The organism is Muriventricola aceti (genome assembly GCF_025567565.1).
In the GTDB taxonomy this organism is placed as follows: domain Bacteria; phylum Bacillota; class Clostridia; order Oscillospirales; family Oscillospiraceae; genus Lawsonibacter; species Lawsonibacter aceti.
Map to the genome: position 1 here is coordinate 135,842 of NZ_JAOQKF010000004.1, position 14,558 is coordinate 150,399.

Genomic DNA, 14,558 nt, shown 5'->3' on the forward strand with positions numbered 1-14,558 from the left:
CTCACCGCCACTGCCGCCGAAGCGTATCGATGTCCTCGTTTTTCTTCAGCAGCACCCCCAGATAGGGGACCTCCTTGACGATTTTATCCACATTGACGCCACCGTGCTGAAGGGCCTGAATCCAGTCGATAATCTCACTGGTGGAGGGCTTCTTCTTAATGGTGGGCAGGGAGCGGATCTTGTAAAATGCCTCCAACACCTGGGTAAGCAGCTTGTTGTCGATGTCCGGGAAGTGGACCCGGACGATATCTGCCATCAGCTCCTTGTCGGGGAACTCGATATAGTGGAACACACACCGGCGCAGAAAGGCGTCGGGCAGCTCCTTCTCCGCGTTGGAGGTGATAATAACCACCGGCCGGTGATTGGCCTTGACCGTTCGCCCTGTCTCCGGGATATAAAACTCCATCCGGTCCAGCTCCCACAGCAGGTCATTGGGGAACTCCAGGTCCGCCTTGTCGATCTCGTCGATGAGGAGGATGACCTGTTCCTCGTCAGTAAACGCCTCGCCCAGCTTGCCCAGCTTGACATACTTCTCGATATCGTCCACGCCCTGTCCACCAAACTGGCTGTCGTAGAGCCGCTGGACTACGTCGTAGACATACAGGCCGTCCTGGGCCTTGGTGGTGGACTTGATGTTCCAGATGATGAGCTTTTTCCCCAGCGCCTGGGAGATGGCCTCGGCCAACATAGTTTTTCCGGTACCTGGCTCCCCCTTAATGAGCAGGGGCTTCTGGAGCACCATGGCGATATTGGCCGCCCGGAGCAGCTCCTCCGAGGCCACATAATTCTGACTTCCTCTAAATTCCTTCATTCCAAATATCCTTCCCGGCCCGGGGATTCGGGCCTGTGTAGTCTATGCTCCGAATTTTATAGTCTTTTGCAGAGAAAAGCAACCCCTTTCCCTGAAATTACCTAGAATCACCTGACCTCCCCAAAACTGCACCTATTTCTTGCCAAAAAAATGGTCAGAAATTAAAATAAATTCCCCCTGTGGAGAAATTTTTATTCTGCTGCTCTGACCTTGCAAACGGCGCCGCGTTCCCTCTCTAGGGCTGTAAGGGCAATCCGGGACAGATATCCTTTTGGGAATACCAGCTGCCTCTGTAAGTTGTCAATCTCCCTAACCAGTAGAGGATGACCCCACTCCATTTTGACAAGTTTTATTATTTTTTTGATAAGTATACTTGACACAAAAATTTCTATGTGATATGCTTTCTCCATAAGCCGGGGCCTCAAATCAGAAAACGTCCCACAGGGGAGATGGAGGAACTGTTATGGACAAAGAGAAAATTTTAGAAAAAAGCAGGAAGGAAAACATGCGCCAAGATGAGATGGAACGCACCGTCCAAGTGGAAGGGGAGTCCTTCTCTCTGATTTTCGTCTTTCTGGTTGGGCTGGTCATTCTCATCTATAATCGGCTCCACGACCTGCCTAGCAGCCAGGTGTTAGCCATGTTTTGGGCCAGTTGTGTGGGCAGCCGAGTGTACCGGCTGACCAAGCGAAAAAACATTTCTGATATCATCACTGGGCTTATTTCTCTTGCATTTCTGGTATTCTGTCTGGTAAGATATTTTACACAGGGGCGGTGATAAAATGGATGACCAGCTGATCTTAAAGAACCGGCTGAAGATAGCCCGTGCGGAAAAAAATCTGTCCCAGGGAGAACTGGCCAAGCTGGTGGGTGTATCCCGCCAGACCATTAGCTCTATCGAAACGGGGCAGTTCAACCCTACGGCCAAGCTGGCTCTGGTCCTGAGCATCGCCTTAGACAAAAAATTTGAGGACCTTTTTTACTTTGACTGACGGCTTTGAGGAGGGTGCGACTTCTATGGAATATTTTGCTGTAGCCCTGTTTTCCATCGGGGTCATTGGTATCCCCATCGCGGTCCTGTTGTACAATGACTATGGGAAAAAGCGGGGGTGCGGCCGGGGATGCGCCACCTGTGGAAATCGTTTTCTCTGCCATCCGGACCAGTATTCTGACAAACCGGAGCAAATCGACAAAAAAGAGATGTCTGGATAAGCAGACGTCTCTTTTTATTGGTGCTTCCATCACTTGTCTGATCGTTTTTTACCAAGGAGCCTTCCTTACCTGTACTTTTGACTTTCCGCTACCGCCATTTCATCACAGCGGTTGTTATATTGATTTTCCGCATGTCCCTTGACCCAATGGAGGTGGACGGTGTGGTAGTCGCACAGATCTAGCAGGCGGCCCCAGAGGTCTGGATTCAAGGCGGGCTTTTTGTCACTCTTTATCCAGCCCCGGGCCCGCCAGCCTTTAGCCCAGCCTTTGTCCAGGCCATCGATAACGTATTTAGAGTCAGACCACAGCTCCACAACACAGGGTTCCTTGAGAGCCTCCAAGGCAGTGATAACCCCAGTGAGCTCCATACGGTTATTGGTGGTATGGGCCTCGCCCCCGGACATCTCCTTTTTGTGGGGGCCGTACATCAGGATTGCCCCCCAGCCCCCCGGTCCTGGATTGCCGGAGCAGGCTCCGTCCGTGTAGATGGTAACAGTTTTCATAGTTCTCCTATCGCTGCCTTCCCCTGTGGGAAGGCTTTTATAGCTCCTCCACGATCTCCCGGCGCTTCTGGTCGTACTCCTGCTGGGTGATGAGCCCGGCCTCCCGCAAGGTCTTGAGCTGCTCCAGCCGCTCCCTAGCGTTCAGGGCGGTGGACTGGATATGGTCGTGGGACTCGTCAGAGGGAACGGGTTCTCCTTCTTTGTCCTCTTCAATGCGGATCTCGGGGCCCACATACTTTTTTCCAAACGCGTGAAGGGCGTTTATCACAGTGATTCCCAAAGCGCCCAGCGTCCATATTATTCCAAACGGTCCAAAGGTGGGGATTACCACAAACAGCCCGATCAGGACGAAGATGCCTCCCCATATCGTTCCAAAGGCTCCCTGTGCCTTGCCCGGGCGGTAAGTTACCCGTTTTCTCATGTTTCCTTAGCCTCCTGTCCCGCGGATCCTTTCCAGACGATAAAGGCTGTTATAGCCCACTGGAAAGTTCATCCTCTCCTGTCGGTTTGTGGCCTCCTTACGACTGGAGCTTTTACTCCTGATTGACGGGGGACTGCTCATTCTCGTCCGCCTGCTCCTCCCGCTCGGTGAGGGCCAGGGAGATGACCTGATCCCCCTCCTCCTTGAAGCGCATGACGATGACGCCCTGGGTAGCCCGGCCGGCGGTGCGGATGGCATCCACATGAGTACGGATCAGGATGCCGCTCTGGGTGACCAGCAGCAGGTCCTCTGAGCCGTCCACTACCTTGACGCCCACCACAGGCCCGGTCTTTTCGGTAACCATATAATTTTTGATGCCGATGCCGCCTCGGTTCGTGATCCGGTACTCCTCCACCGGGGTCCGCTTGCCATAGCCCTTTTCTGTAATGGATAGAAGGCACTTGCCCTCGGCAGCACGGGCGGCCCCTACCACATAGTCCCCATCCCGAAGGCGGATGCCCCGGACGCCCACAGCGTCCCGGCCCATAGCTCGAACGTCGTTCTCGTCAAAGCACACGGCCATACCGTCATGGGTGGCGATGAGGATATTCTGCTTCCCGTCGGTCTCTCGGACGGAGATCAACTCATCCCCCTCGTCCAGCCGGAGGGCCCGGATGCCACTGGCCCGAATATTTTTCAGCGCGGAGGCAGCCAGACGCTTTACTGTGCCGTTCCGGGTGACCATAAACAGGTATACCTCGTCCTCGGTGAAGTCCCGGAAGTGGACCATGGTCTGAATCCGCTCTCCCTGCTCCACCTGGAGGATATTGACGATATTGGTCCCCTTGGCGGTCTTGCCGCTCTCTGGAATCTGGTAACCCTTCTTTCGGTAGACCTTGCCCGTGTCGGTAAAGAACAGGATATAGTCATGGGTGGAGGCGGTAAACACATCCACCACATAGTCCTCCTCCCGTGTGGTGATCCCCTTCTTTCCCATTCCGCCCTTGGACTGGGCGGCGTACTCGCTGACCGGGGTGCGCTTGATATAGCCCGCCTGGGTCAGGGTAAAGACACACTGCTCCTCCTCGATCAGGTCCTCAATGTCGATCTCGTCCTCTACATCCTGAATCTCAGTGTACCGCTCGTCTCCGTACTTGTCCCGGATGGCGGTCAGCTCGTCCTTGAGCACGCCCCGGAGCATCTCCTCGCTGGCCAGCAGGCGGTTGAAGTAGTCGATGCGCTTCTCAAGCTCCTCATATTCGTTTTGAAGCTTCTCCCGGTCCAAACCCTGCAGGGCCTTCAGCCGCATATCCAAAATGGCCTGGGCCTGAACATCGTCCAGGGAGAATCGGGTCATCAAGGCTTCTTTGGCGTCGTCATAGCGGGAGCGGATGATTTGGATGACCTCGTCAATGTTATCCTGGGCCACCAGCAGGCCCTCCAGCAGATGGGCCCGCTCCTGGGCTTTTTTCAGGTCGAAGCGGGTGCGGCGGATAATGACCTGCTCCTGATAGGAGATGTACTCGTCCAAAATATGGCGCAGAGAGAGGATGCGGGGCTGGAGCTTGCCGTTGACCTCCACCAGGGCCAGCATATTGATAGCAAAGGTAGTCTGGAGTTGGGTCTGGGCAAACAGGCGGTTGAGCACCACCTGGGGGTTGGCATCCCGCTTTAGTTCAATGACAATACGCATCCCGTTCCGGTCGGATTCGTCCCGGATGTCGGAGATGCCTTCCAGCCGCTTGTCCTCCACCTGATCGGCCATGTTCTTGATCAGCATCCGCTTGTTGACCTGATAGGGGATCTCGGTGATGATGATGCGGGTGCGGTCCTTGCCAAACTCCTCAAACTCATGGCGGGCCCGGACCACCACCCGGCCCCGGCCGGTGGCATAGGCCGCCCGAATGCCGGACCGACCCATGATGATGCCGTGGGTGGGGAAGTCGGGGCCCTTGATGTGCTCCATCAAATCGGAGAGGGTACACTCCGGGTCGTCCAGCACCCGAATGGTGGCGTCGATGACCTCCTTCAGGTTGTGGGGAGGGATGTTGGTGGCCATGCCCACGGCAATGCCGGAGGAACCGTTGACCAGCAGGTTGGGGAAGCGGGAGGGGAGCACCTTGGGCTCCTTCCGGCTCTCGTCAAAGTTGGGGTCCCAGTCCACCGTGTCCTTTTCAATATCCCTCAGCATTTCGTCGGACAGCTTGGACATCCGGGCCTCGGTGTAACGGTAGGCAGCCGGGGGATCACCGTCGATGGAGCCGAAGTTACCGTGGCCGTCCACCAGCATATAGCGCATGGAGAAGTCCTGAGCTAGACGGACCAGGGCGTCGTACACGGACTGGTCACCGTGGGGGTGGTACCGGCCCAGCACATCGCCCACGCAGGTGGCGGACTTCTTAAAGGGTTTATCCGCCGTCAAGTTATCCTCATACATGGCGTAGAGGATGCGGCGGTGGACGGGCTTCAGGCCGTCACGGACATCGGGCAGGGCCCGGCCCACGATGACGGACATGGCGTATTCGATATAGGACTGTTCCATCTCCGGTACCAGGGGGGAGGTAACAATATGCTGGTCCGGGTAGCGGATCTCCTCGGGATCGTATTGTGGTTTTTTGCTCATGAATTTATTTCCTCCTTGTTAGAGGCTCATTTTCTCCTTCTGAGCCAGCCGCAGGCCACACCCGCCAGGGAACCCAGCAGGCAGGCCAGAGCGCAGAACAGGGCAAATCCTGTCTCATAGGGATGGTACAGGTTGATGACGCACAGCAGGAACACCAGGCACAGCCAAAGCCGCCTCACCCGAACCCACAGCAGGGTCTTAGAGTACGGCAAAGGTAAGGAACAGGACCAGCGCCAGGGAGGCGCCGTTGGGCGGTGTGACGGACTCCGTGCCGGGCAGGGGAGCTCCCAGCAAAATGATATGCTCCATATCAATAGTCCAAATTGACGGCATATCTGGCGTTGCGCTCGATGAACTCCTTCCGGGGCTCCACCTTCTCACCCATCAGAATAGTAAAGGTCTCGTCGGCCTTAACGGCATCGTCCAGCTCGATGCGGCGCAGAGTGCGCTTCTCCGGGTCCATGGTGGTCTCCCACAGCTCGTGGGGGTTCATCTCGCCCAAACCCTTGAAGCGGCTGATATCAATCTTTACATTGGGATTACCCCCCCGCATCTCGGCAGAGATGGCATCCCGCTCCTCATCGGAGAAGGCCACACGGGTGGTCTTGCCCCGTGTCAGCTTGTACAGGGGAGGGACGGCGGAGTAGACATACCCGTGCTCGATGAGGGGCCGCATGAAGCGGAAGAAGAAGGTGAGCAGCAGGGTGCGGATATGGGCGCCGTCCACGTCGGCATCGGCCATAATGATGACCTTGTGGTAGCGCAGCTTGCTCAAATCGAACTCCTCTCCGATGCCGGCACCCAGAGCGGTGATTACCGGGGTGAGCTTGTCGTTACCATATACCTTGTCCGCCCGGGCCTTCTCCACATTGAGCATCTTGCCCCATAGAGGGAGGATCGCCTGGAAGCGGCTGTCCCGGCCCTGGGTGGCGGAGCCGCCGGCGGAGTCGCCCTCGACGATATAGATCTCGGTGAGCTCCGGGTTGGCCTCGTTGCAGTCCCGCAGCTTGTCCGGCATGGCCGCCCCGCCCAGGGCGGTCTTTCGGCGGATGGATTCTCTGGCCTTACGGGCGGCCTCTCTGGCCCGATTGGCAGTGAGGGCCTTATCCAGAATAGCCCGGCCCACAGCGGGGTTCTCCTCCAGATAGGTCTCCAGCTTTTCGGTGACAATGGCGTTGACCAGAGTACGCATCTCGCTGTTGCCCAGCTTTGCCTTGGTCTGACCCTCAAACTGGGCCTCGGTCAGCTTGACGGAGATAACCACGGTCAAGCCCTCCCGGCAGTCCTCGCCGGACACCTTGTCATCGTCCTTCAGCACCTTGATTTTCTTTCCGTAGGCGTTGAGCACGTTTGTCAGAGCGCGGCGGAAGCCCTCCTCATGCATACCGCCCTCAGGGGTATGGACGTTGTTGGCGAAGGACACCATCACCTCGCTGTACCCGTCGTTATACTGCATGGCCACTTCGGCCATGCTGTCCTCCCGGGCTCCAGACATATAGATGACGTCGTTGTGAAGGGGGTCCTTATTTTTATTCAGGAAGGTAACAAACTCCCGAATGCCGCCCTCGTAGCACATGTCGTCCTCTTGCTCCTGGCCAGGCCGCAGGTCCACGGTCTGGATGCGCAGGCCGGCGTTGAGGAATGCCTCCTCCCGCATACGGGTGTGCAGGGTCTCATAGTTATACTCCAGGGTGTCAAACATCTCCGGGTCGGGCTTGAAGGTGACGGTAGTGCCGGTGTGATCAGTCCTGCCCACTACCTTCATACTCTGGGTAATCTTACCCCGGGAAAACTTCATCTCATAGATCTGCCCGTCCTTGTGGACCTGGACCTCCAGCCACTCGGACAGAGCGTTGACCACTGAAGCGCCCACGCCATGGAGGCCGCCAGACACCTTATACCCGCCGCCGCCGAATTTTCCGCCAGCGTGGAGGATGGTAAAGACTACCTCTAGGGCGGGCCGGCCGGTCTGGGGCTGAATATCTACCGGGATGCCCCGGCCGTTGTCAGTGACGGTAATGGTATTGCCAGGATTGATGGTCACTGTGATATCCGTGCAGTAGCCCGCCAGAGCCTCGTCAATGGAGTTGTCCACAATCTCGTAGACCAGGTGGTGCAGGCCAGACTCGCTGGTAGAGCCGATATACATACCGGGGCGCTTGCGGACCGCCTCCAGACCCTCCAGCACCTGGATCTCAGAGCCACCATATTCGTGGTTGGTCTGGGTGGTGTTCAGCTCATTCAGTTCGTTTCGTTCTTCAGACATAATTTACCTCCGGTTTCATATGGTGGAAGGGTCAAGACGGGAGGGGCAAGAGGCGCTCTCTTTCCTCTCCTCTCTTGACTCTTCGTAATAAAAAAAGAAAATATCACTCAAAGGAATTTCGCTCTGCCCGGCTGACCAGGGCAGAGGGGGACAGAGAAGATAGATAGACCGTGGGAGGGGACTTACCGTCCCCCGCTAAAATAAAGGACCTGGGAAGGTCATCGGTAAGCCAGACAGACCGACCCTCCCGTTCTGCCCGCTCTAAAAATTCCCGGGTCTTATAGGCCCAGCTGGCGTTGTCCAAATCGAAAATGGCCAAAATTTCCCGGTGAGGAAGTACCACGGACTGGCCTAAATACAAGTACATAACAAACTCCCTATTTTCTCCTTGACCACAAAAATGCTGGCAGTTCATAAAATACACAGCCAACCATCCAAAAAAATGCAATAGCCGGAATGACGATCAGCTTTGCCCTCATATCTGCCCCTATGGGCAGATACCATGTAATCCAGCAAATCAAAAAAATAGCCCCGCTAACCAATAGAGATAATTTCTTCCCTTTTTTTCGGCCCCTTACAGACAACCAAAATTGAAGGGAATAGGAGAGCGCCGCCGGCCAGGCTACCAGTCCTAGGGCTACCAGTCCCCCATGTCCAAAGAGAGCTCCGCCGAACCAGGGGCTGGATAATTCCTGCCAATACGAAATAAGATTCCGCAGCACAGTACCTTCCTCCATGCAGCACATGATGAACTTTCTTATGAATCAAGCCCTGTCGGAGCCCTTTTAAATTAAAATCCCCGAACAAATTAAATTTTCTCTCTGGAAATTTTCCGCCGCCGCGATTTTGATTTGACGGCGCAAATACGCCGTTTTAGATATTCGTTACAATAGAGCCGTCTCGAATATGAAACACCCGACCACCCTCCAGCCCCTCCAGTTTTTCCTCCTCACAGCAGGTAATAAATACCTGGCCGCCACGGATACGGTTAAGAACAAAGGCCTGCCGTTTCGAGTCCAGCTCAGACAGCACGTCGTCCAACAGCAGGACTGGCCATTCTCCTGTCTCCTCTTGAAAGATCTCCCGCTGGGCCAGCTTCAGGGATAGGACCGCTGTTCTGGTCTGGCCCTGGGAGGCGTAGGTTTTAGCCAGCTGCCCACCGATGGATACCACCAGATCATCCTTATGGGGACCGGACAAGCACTGGCGGGCGTCCAGCTCCGCCTGGCGGTGGCTCTCCTGGTGGGCCAGTAGCTGGGGAAGGATCTCTCTGGGCTGTGCCATGGGGTCAGTTACCGTGGACACTGTTTCATAGGATAGTTCCAGCCGCTCCCTTCCGCCGGAAAAATCGGCGTGGATGGCCGGGGCGTGTTTCTCCATCCGGCGGATAAAATGGGCCCGGTAGTGGATCAGGATGGCCCCGGTCTGAGCTAGGCGCAGATTAAAGTCATCCAGGGTCTGAAGCAGAGATGGGTTCTCCGGCCAGTCTCGCAGAATGCGGGTCTTGTGGTCATAAAGGCGGTTATATTCTGCCAATGCCTGACTGTATCGAGGGCGGAGCTGGCAGATGGCCCCATCCAGAAACCGGCGCCGGGCGGAGCTCCCCTCCCGGATAAGATACAAGTCCTCCGGGCAGAACAACACCGTGGTCAGGATCCCGGCCAGCTCCCCGGCTGTCTTAAGGCGTACGCCGTTGGAAAAAAGCTGTCTGCCTCGGCCCCGGAACAGCTTGGCCTCCAAAGTGAACACCCGGTCCCGACTGGCCACCTCCCCTTTGAGAAAAGCGGAGTCTATCCCCATCATGATCATCTCTCTGTCATAGCGGGCCCGATGGGACCGGGCGGCGGAGAGGTAGGCGACTGCCTCCAGCAGATTGGTCTTTCCCTGGGCGTTGTCCCCATATATCAGGTTGACCCGCGGGTCAAAGGAGGCCTCCAGATGGGTATAATTTCGAAAAAAATCCAGCTCTAAGGCGTTTACGATCATGTAACCACCAATTCAAGGGCGTGGTCGATGGCCGCCCGGTCCCCGGGGCGGAGCTTTTTGCCCCGCATTTCGCACACCTCGCCGTTGACTGTCACCCGTCCCTCCTGGATGATAAGCTTGGCGTCGCCTCCGGTCTCCACCGCCCCGGCAAACTTCAGTAAATCCTGGAGCTTGATAAATTCAGTTTTTATTTTGACCTCATGAGATTCCATAGCGGCCTCAACTTTCTAAGGTTATTGTTTTGGCTTCCATACCGCAATTCCAGCAGCGATACAAGGCAGCAAAAAGATGGGGAGAGCAGCGTGTCCTGTCACATATCGATAAAAGCTCCAATGTTCTCTGGAATAAACATGCCCCAAGGTCTGATATACCAGAAAAAAGCCAGCAATCGCTACGATACAGACCAGGACCGTAATACCTGTCACAAGGCCCTGCTTTCCCTCTTTTTTACATAGATAGCTGGCTGAAATAAGAAGGATACAGGCAACATAGTGCCAAAATATCCAAAACACCAAGGGAATCCAGAATGAAAAGAGAACGAAAAATCCCACAAATCCCAATACATTGATGAAATAGGATTTATGCCTCTGCCAGAGCTCTGTTCAGCGGTTCTGTTTCATAGTGTCCTTCCTTTTGTTTTTTCGGGTCTTTAATTGGCCTTCAAACGGACGGGCAGCACCATATAAATAAACTTCTCCTCCCCCTCGGCGGGCAGGATGACACAGGGGGCCACACCGGAGGTAAACTCCATCCGGAGCTTGTCAGCGGGGGCGGCCTTCAGAGCGTCCATCAGATACTTGTTGTTAAATCCAATCTCCAGCCCGCCGCCGTTGCCGCTAATAGGGCACCGATCGGCGGTGTCGCCCAGGGCGGTCTTTGTCGTAATATCTACCACCCCATCCCCAAAAAGGCAGCGAAGGGGAGATTTCAGCTTCTCGCTGATGATAAGGGACACCCGGTCAATGGAGGACAAGAGTGCTTTAGCTTCCACTTCCACTTGAATCGTGTTATTTCGAGGAATGGCGTTCTTATAGGGCAGAAACTCTCCCTCCAGCCTGCGGCAGACCAGAAGGATATCCCCGGTCTGGAACAGGATATGCCGGGCTCCCTGGATAATGGTCACCTTTTCTTCCCCGGAGCAGATCTTTTCCACCTCGTTAAGAGCGGAGCCGGGGACCACAAAGGAGAACGCCTCGGCCCCGGTTTTTTCCTCTACATCTTCCCGGCGGAGTGCCAGACGATAACCGTCCACAGACACCACAGTGAGGCGGCTGCCCTCCACATCAAAGAGGGAGCCAGTATGGATCGGGCGGCTCTCGTTGTCGCTGACGGCAAAGAGAGTCTGGGCAATCATGGACCGGAGCACAGGCTGGCTCAACACCAGAGAGTTCTGCTGGTCCACTGAGGGCAGTTCTGGAAACTCCTCGGCATCGGTGCCCAGGATGTTGATTTCATACATCCCGCATTTGATATTGACCGAGTAACCCTGTGAGGAAAATACCACCACATCATCTGGCATTTTCCGGCAGGCCTCCCCCAGCAGGCGGGCGGAGAGAACCAGGGAACCCCCCTCCTTGATCTCCGCCGGTACCGTAGCCTGGATGCCAGTTTCCAGATTATAACCAGTCAGCTTCAGTTGTGCTCCGGCCTCGATGAGAATGCCCTCCATGGCGGGGATAGAGCTCTTAGCCGCCACTGCCCGAGAGGCCACGGTAACAGCGGAAGACAGCAGGGCCTTTTCACAGGAAAATTTCATATGGATTCCTCCGATCTCTTTCTCTCTCCCGGAAGGGGAGAGGACAGGATATATTTCGTAGTAGTTAGCCGTAGGAGAAAAAATTGTGGAAAGATGGCTGAAAGCTCTGGGGGAGTAAGAAAATAGCTTCCACAGGGGATGTGGATAGAGAAAAGCTCTTTTCCACAGAGAAAAAATTATCCACATTGGTCAACAGATAATCCACAAAAAAAGGTGGATAACTTATGTGTTCTCTGATTTTTTCAAGATCTCCTATGGGTCTATCTTCGCGCTTCTTTATTCGTACCGGCTGTTGATGTTGGCAGTGATGTCCTTGACGATCTCCGCCTTTTCCGAGTCGCTTTTGATGGACTCCTCGATTTGACGGATGGAGTGGATGACTGTACTGTGATCCCGGCCGCTGAACTCCTGGCCGATCTCGTCCAGAGAGAGGTTGGTCATCCTTCGGATCTGATACATAGCGATCTGGCGGGCCAACACGATGTCCTTGGACCGGCCTTGGCCCCGTAGAATGGTAGGTTCTATGTTGTAGAACTTGCATACCTCGTCAATGATAACATCCGCTGTGGGCAGGATATCCGACTTTTCCTTGAACATATCTTTTACCGCCCGGACCACGGTGTCCTTGTCCACAGTGGCGCCCATCAGATCCCGGTAAGCCATGATCTTGTTGATGGTCCCTTCGATCTGCCGCACGTTGGCGGTAATGTTCTCGGCGATGAGTTGGAGCAGAAATTCGGGCAGGTCCAGCCCCATACGGACAGCCTTAGTTTTAATGATGGCCATTCTGGTCTCATAGTCGGGAGGCTTGATATCGGCGGGCAGGCCCTGCTCGAATCGGGTCTGAAGTCGCTGGTCCAGCCGAAGCAATTCCTTTGGGGGGCGGTCAGAGGTGAATACGATCTGGTGCCCGGCCTCGTACAAGGTGTTGAAGGTGTGGAACATCTCCTCCTGGGTGGACTCCCGGCCGGCGATGAACTGAACGTCGTCCATCAGAAAGACATCCGCCTCCCGGTATTTCTCCCGAAACTGCTGATTGCGGCCCTCTCGGATGGCGGCTACCAGCTCGTTGGTAAAGGTGTCCCCCTTGATGTAGACGATCTTATAGTCTGGATGGTTGGCGTGGATGGTGTGGGCGATGGCGTAGAGTAGATGGGTCTTGCCCAGTCCGGATTCGCCGTAGATAAACAGCGGGTTGTAGCCCGCCCGGCCCGGAATATCGGCCACCGCCCGGGCGGCGGAGTAGGCGTATCGGTTGGAGGAGCCTACCACAAATCGCTCGAAGGTATAATCGCTGGTGCCGGGAAACAGGATATCCTGTTTGGCCGCGCTGGTATTCTCCAGCTCTTTTTCCGTCAGGACCACCACCTTCAGGTCCATAGAAAACAGTTCTTTCAGGGCTGCCTCGATCTTCGGAATATAGAGGGATTTAATCACGCTCTGAGTATAGTCGTTTGGGGTCGATATGGTAAAACTGTCCTCAGTGAGGGATACGGCTTTCGCGTCGTCAAACCATGTTTTGATGGTGGTAGGGCTCAGGCCTTGCTGCTTCATCAGTTCGATGACCTTTGCCCAGATATCGTCGGCAGGGTTCATTGGAGTCCTCCTTAAAACAGTCTGAAAACTTGGAAAGCGCCTTCCCCTGCACAGAGAAGGCGGCTGGTCGGTTTCATCGGGATGTTCCTGAAAATAGGATTTTCCATACTGAACATTATACCAAAATTGGGGCTGGACCGCAAGGATTTCCCTTTATTTTTATTTATAATGTAAGGGAAAAAAATAGTCCAATTTGTGTATAGGAAAGATATCTGACACAAGATGTAGAGATATGAGGAAAAAGAGAGAAAAAAGTTGACTCAGATGATAAAAAAGATGGTTGACATCAGGTCCCATCATCGTCTATAATGAGTAACGCTTTCCTGCAAAGGGGCTATTGTACCCATTTTTGCGGAAATACCGGCCGGGGTCTATCCGGCGCCGGAAAGAGCAGACCGCAGTTTCTTTGGAAACTGTTGTTGGGCCGGGAAAGCCGGCTTGAGATCAAATGAGGAGGTGTCCCCCATGCTTCGTACCTATCAGCCCAAGAAGCGCCAGCGTTCCAAGGAGCACGGCTTCCGCAAGCGTATGGCCACCCGCAATGGCCGCAAGGTGCTGGCTCGCCGCCGCGCCAAGGGCCGCGCCCGCCTGACCCACTGATGAGACTGGCGGGACCAGAGTCGTCCCGCAAAACCATCCTGGGATGAGCGGAAGACCGGATCTGATGCAGATGCGGTGAGAGGACACGATTTTATAGATCGGGCAGAAGGGGCGTGGGATCTGATCCCCCGCCCCAAACGCACATACGGAGATTCCTGTAAACCAATGGAGATGCCCTGGACAGAGGGAGGCGTATCATGAAGCACACCGTTTCATTGAAACAGAATCATGAATTCCGCCGCCTGTACAACAAAGGAAAAAGTGCGGTGTCCCCCTATTTTGTGGTATATTGCCGCAAAACAGGCCGGGACCAGAGCCGGCTGGGCATTACCACTGGCGTGAAGCTGGGCAACGCTGTGAAGCGCAACTTTGTCCGCCGCCGTATCCGGGAGCTGTACCGTACCAATGAGGAGAAGTTCCTCCCAGGTTTCGACATCGTGGTAGTGGCCCGGACGCGGGCCATCTTTGGCCGGTACAGGGAACTGGAGCGCAGTTTTCTCCAGCAGATGAAGAAGTTGGGACTTATGGCCCAGTCCGACAAAAAGGAGGACAGGCCATGAAATGGCTGCTCCTGAAGCTCATCCGGTCCTACCAGCGCAATATCTCGCCCCTGCGCCCCCCTTGCTGCCGCTTTATCCCCACCTGCTCTGCCTACGCCCTGGAGGCAGTGGAGAAATACGGCGCTCTCAAGGGAGGCTGGCTGGCCCTGCGCCGCATCCTTCGGTGCCACCCCTTCCACCGGCAGAGATCGATCCAATATGATCCTGTCCCGTAACGAGACCGG

19 protein-coding genes are annotated in these 14,558 nt (G+C 55.2%); 6 read left to right on the forward strand and 13 right to left on the reverse strand.

The window, feature by feature from the left end:
* Position 1: 1 nt before the first annotated feature.
* Complete coding sequence (locus OCV64_RS05975; RefSeq protein ID WP_147572506.1) at positions 2 to 811, reverse strand: AAA family ATPase; 810 nt, start codon at positions 809 to 811, stop codon at positions 2 to 4.
* A gap of 191 nt (positions 812 to 1,002) precedes the next feature.
* Positions 1,003 to 1,221, reverse strand: a complete 219-nt coding sequence (locus OCV64_RS05980; RefSeq protein WP_262669550.1) for a hypothetical protein — start codon at positions 1,219 to 1,221, stop codon at positions 1,003 to 1,005.
* Positions 1,222 to 1,274: 53 nt separating this feature from the next.
* On the opposite strand from OCV64_RS05980, the gene OCV64_RS05985 reads away from it, so the two are divergent.
* The 3 genes from OCV64_RS05985 to OCV64_RS05995 are packed head-to-tail and all read left to right on the forward strand — an operon-like array spanning position 1,275 to position 2,023.
* Complete coding sequence (locus OCV64_RS05985) at positions 1,275 to 1,589, forward strand: DUF6442 family protein (RefSeq protein ID WP_186852952.1); 315 nt, start codon at positions 1,275 to 1,277, stop codon at positions 1,587 to 1,589.
* Positions 1,590 to 1,593: 4 nt separating this feature from the next.
* On the forward strand, positions 1,594 to 1,803 hold the full coding sequence (locus OCV64_RS05990; RefSeq protein ID WP_147572509.1) for a helix-turn-helix transcriptional regulator: 210 nt from the start codon (positions 1,594 to 1,596) through the stop codon (positions 1,801 to 1,803).
* 25 nt (positions 1,804 to 1,828) lie between these two features.
* On the forward strand, positions 1,829 to 2,023 hold the full coding sequence (locus tag OCV64_RS05995) for a hypothetical protein (RefSeq protein ID WP_262669551.1): 195 nt from the start codon (positions 1,829 to 1,831) through the stop codon (positions 2,021 to 2,023).
* A gap of 65 nt (positions 2,024 to 2,088) precedes the next feature.
* On the opposite strand, the gene rnhA is transcribed toward OCV64_RS05995, so the two are convergent.
* From rnhA to dnaA, 11 genes are all read right to left on the reverse strand, one after another.
* Entirely contained in the window at positions 2,089 to 2,526 is a 438-nt protein-coding gene (gene rnhA / locus OCV64_RS06000; RefSeq protein WP_147572511.1) for a ribonuclease HI, read from the reverse strand.
* A gap of 37 nt (positions 2,527 to 2,563) precedes the next feature.
* Positions 2,564 to 2,947, reverse strand: a complete 384-nt coding sequence (locus OCV64_RS06005; RefSeq protein ID WP_147572512.1) for an SHOCT domain-containing protein — start codon at positions 2,945 to 2,947, stop codon at positions 2,564 to 2,566.
* Between the two features lie 112 nt (positions 2,948 to 3,059).
* A complete protein-coding gene (gene gyrA / locus OCV64_RS06010; RefSeq protein ID WP_262669552.1) occupies positions 3,060 to 5,570 on the reverse strand; it encodes a DNA gyrase subunit A in 2,511 nt (836 codons plus the stop codon).
* 26 nt (positions 5,571 to 5,596) lie between these two features.
* A complete protein-coding gene (locus OCV64_RS06015) occupies positions 5,597 to 5,782 on the reverse strand; it encodes a hypothetical protein (RefSeq protein WP_147572514.1) in 186 nt (61 codons plus the stop codon).
* A 98-nt stretch (positions 5,783 to 5,880) separates the two neighbouring features.
* Positions 5,881 to 7,836 carry a DNA topoisomerase (ATP-hydrolyzing) subunit B gene (gene gyrB / locus OCV64_RS06020; RefSeq protein WP_147572515.1) on the reverse strand — a complete coding sequence of 652 codons (1,956 nt, stop codon included), beginning with the start codon at positions 7,834 to 7,836 and terminating at the stop codon, positions 5,881 to 5,883.
* Positions 7,837 to 7,939: 103 nt separating this feature from the next.
* Positions 7,940 to 8,203: an extracellular matrix regulator RemB gene (remB, locus tag OCV64_RS06025; RefSeq protein WP_147572516.1), complete on the reverse strand. Its 264-nt coding sequence runs from the start codon at positions 8,201 to 8,203 to the stop codon at positions 7,940 to 7,942.
* A 10-nt stretch (positions 8,204 to 8,213) separates the two neighbouring features.
* A complete protein-coding gene (locus OCV64_RS06030) occupies positions 8,214 to 8,558 on the reverse strand; it encodes a hypothetical protein (RefSeq protein ID WP_262669553.1) in 345 nt (114 codons plus the stop codon).
* Between the two features lie 151 nt (positions 8,559 to 8,709).
* Positions 8,710 to 9,822 carry a DNA replication/repair protein RecF gene (gene recF, locus OCV64_RS06035; RefSeq protein WP_147572518.1) on the reverse strand — a complete coding sequence of 371 codons (1,113 nt, stop codon included), beginning with the start codon at positions 9,820 to 9,822 and terminating at the stop codon, positions 8,710 to 8,712.
* Positions 9,819 to 10,034, reverse strand: a complete 216-nt coding sequence (locus OCV64_RS06040; protein WP_147572519.1) for an RNA-binding S4 domain-containing protein — start codon at positions 10,032 to 10,034, stop codon at positions 9,819 to 9,821. Before OCV64_RS06040 ends, recF begins: the two co-directional genes overlap by 4 nt.
* Positions 10,035 to 10,471: 437 nt before the next feature.
* Positions 10,472 to 11,578 (reverse strand): DNA polymerase III subunit beta, encoded by a 1,107-nt coding sequence (gene dnaN / locus OCV64_RS06045; RefSeq protein ID WP_147572521.1) that lies wholly within the window; start codon positions 11,576 to 11,578, stop codon positions 10,472 to 10,474.
* Between the two features lie 276 nt (positions 11,579 to 11,854).
* Complete coding sequence (dnaA, locus tag OCV64_RS06050) at positions 11,855 to 13,174, reverse strand: chromosomal replication initiator protein DnaA (RefSeq protein ID WP_147572522.1); 1,320 nt, start codon at positions 13,172 to 13,174, stop codon at positions 11,855 to 11,857.
* A 465-nt stretch (positions 13,175 to 13,639) separates the two neighbouring features.
* On the opposite strand from dnaA, the gene rpmH reads away from it, so the two are divergent.
* From rpmH to yidD, 3 genes are all read left to right on the forward strand, one after another.
* Complete coding sequence (gene rpmH, locus OCV64_RS06055) at positions 13,640 to 13,774, forward strand: 50S ribosomal protein L34 (protein ID WP_040649988.1); 135 nt, start codon at positions 13,640 to 13,642, stop codon at positions 13,772 to 13,774.
* Between the two features lie 197 nt (positions 13,775 to 13,971).
* Entirely contained in the window at positions 13,972 to 14,334 is a 363-nt protein-coding gene (gene rnpA / locus OCV64_RS06060; protein ID WP_186853222.1) for a ribonuclease P protein component, read from the forward strand.
* The gene (yidD, locus tag OCV64_RS06065) at positions 14,331 to 14,549 is read left to right on the forward strand and encodes a membrane protein insertion efficiency factor YidD (protein WP_147572524.1); all 219 of its coding nucleotides are present in this window, start codon (positions 14,331 to 14,333) and stop codon (positions 14,547 to 14,549) included. The genes rnpA and yidD overlap by 4 nt, the downstream gene beginning before the upstream one ends.
* Positions 14,550 to 14,558 lie beyond the last annotated feature (9 nt).

Excerpts from the sequence above, each read along its gene's own strand:
- OCV64_RS05975 (WP_147572506.1), bottom strand. The coding sequence starts at position 811 with ATGAAGGAATTTAGAGGAAGTCAGAATTATGTGGCCTCGGAGGAGCTG.
- OCV64_RS05980 (WP_262669550.1), bottom strand. The coding sequence starts at position 1,221 with ATGGAGAAAGCATATCACATAGAAATTTTTGTGTCAAGTATACTTATC.
- OCV64_RS05985 (WP_186852952.1), top strand. The coding sequence starts at position 1,275 with ATGGACAAAGAGAAAATTTTAGAAAAAAGCAGGAAGGAAAACATGCGC.
- OCV64_RS05990 (WP_147572509.1), top strand. The coding sequence starts at position 1,594 with ATGGATGACCAGCTGATCTTAAAGAACCGGCTGAAGATAGCCCGTGCG.
- OCV64_RS05995 (WP_262669551.1), top strand. The coding sequence starts at position 1,829 with ATGGAATATTTTGCTGTAGCCCTGTTTTCCATCGGGGTCATTGGTATC.
- rnhA (WP_147572511.1), bottom strand. The coding sequence starts at position 2,526 with ATGAAAACTGTTACCATCTACACGGACGGAGCCTGCTCCGGCAATCCA.
- OCV64_RS06005 (WP_147572512.1), bottom strand. The coding sequence starts at position 2,947 with ATGAGAAAACGGGTAACTTACCGCCCGGGCAAGGCACAGGGAGCCTTT.
- gyrA (WP_262669552.1), bottom strand. The coding sequence starts at position 5,570 with ATGAGCAAAAAACCACAATACGATCCCGAGGAGATCCGCTACCCGGAC.
- gyrB (WP_147572515.1), bottom strand. The coding sequence starts at position 7,836 with ATGTCTGAAGAACGAAACGAACTGAATGAGCTGAACACCACCCAGACC.
- remB (WP_147572516.1), bottom strand. The coding sequence starts at position 8,203 with ATGTACTTGTATTTAGGCCAGTCCGTGGTACTTCCTCACCGGGAAATT.
- recF (WP_147572518.1), bottom strand. The coding sequence starts at position 9,822 with ATGATCGTAAACGCCTTAGAGCTGGATTTTTTTCGAAATTATACCCAT.
- OCV64_RS06040 (WP_147572519.1), bottom strand. The coding sequence starts at position 10,034 with ATGGAATCTCATGAGGTCAAAATAAAAACTGAATTTATCAAGCTCCAG.
- dnaN (WP_147572521.1), bottom strand. The coding sequence starts at position 11,578 with ATGAAATTTTCCTGTGAAAAGGCCCTGCTGTCTTCCGCTGTTACCGTG.
- dnaA (WP_147572522.1), bottom strand. The coding sequence starts at position 13,174 with ATGAACCCTGCCGACGATATCTGGGCAAAGGTCATCGAACTGATGAAG.
- rpmH (WP_040649988.1), top strand. The coding sequence starts at position 13,640 with ATGCTTCGTACCTATCAGCCCAAGAAGCGCCAGCGTTCCAAGGAGCAC.
- rnpA (WP_186853222.1), top strand. The coding sequence starts at position 13,972 with ATGAAGCACACCGTTTCATTGAAACAGAATCATGAATTCCGCCGCCTG.
- yidD (WP_147572524.1), top strand. The coding sequence starts at position 14,331 with ATGAAATGGCTGCTCCTGAAGCTCATCCGGTCCTACCAGCGCAATATC.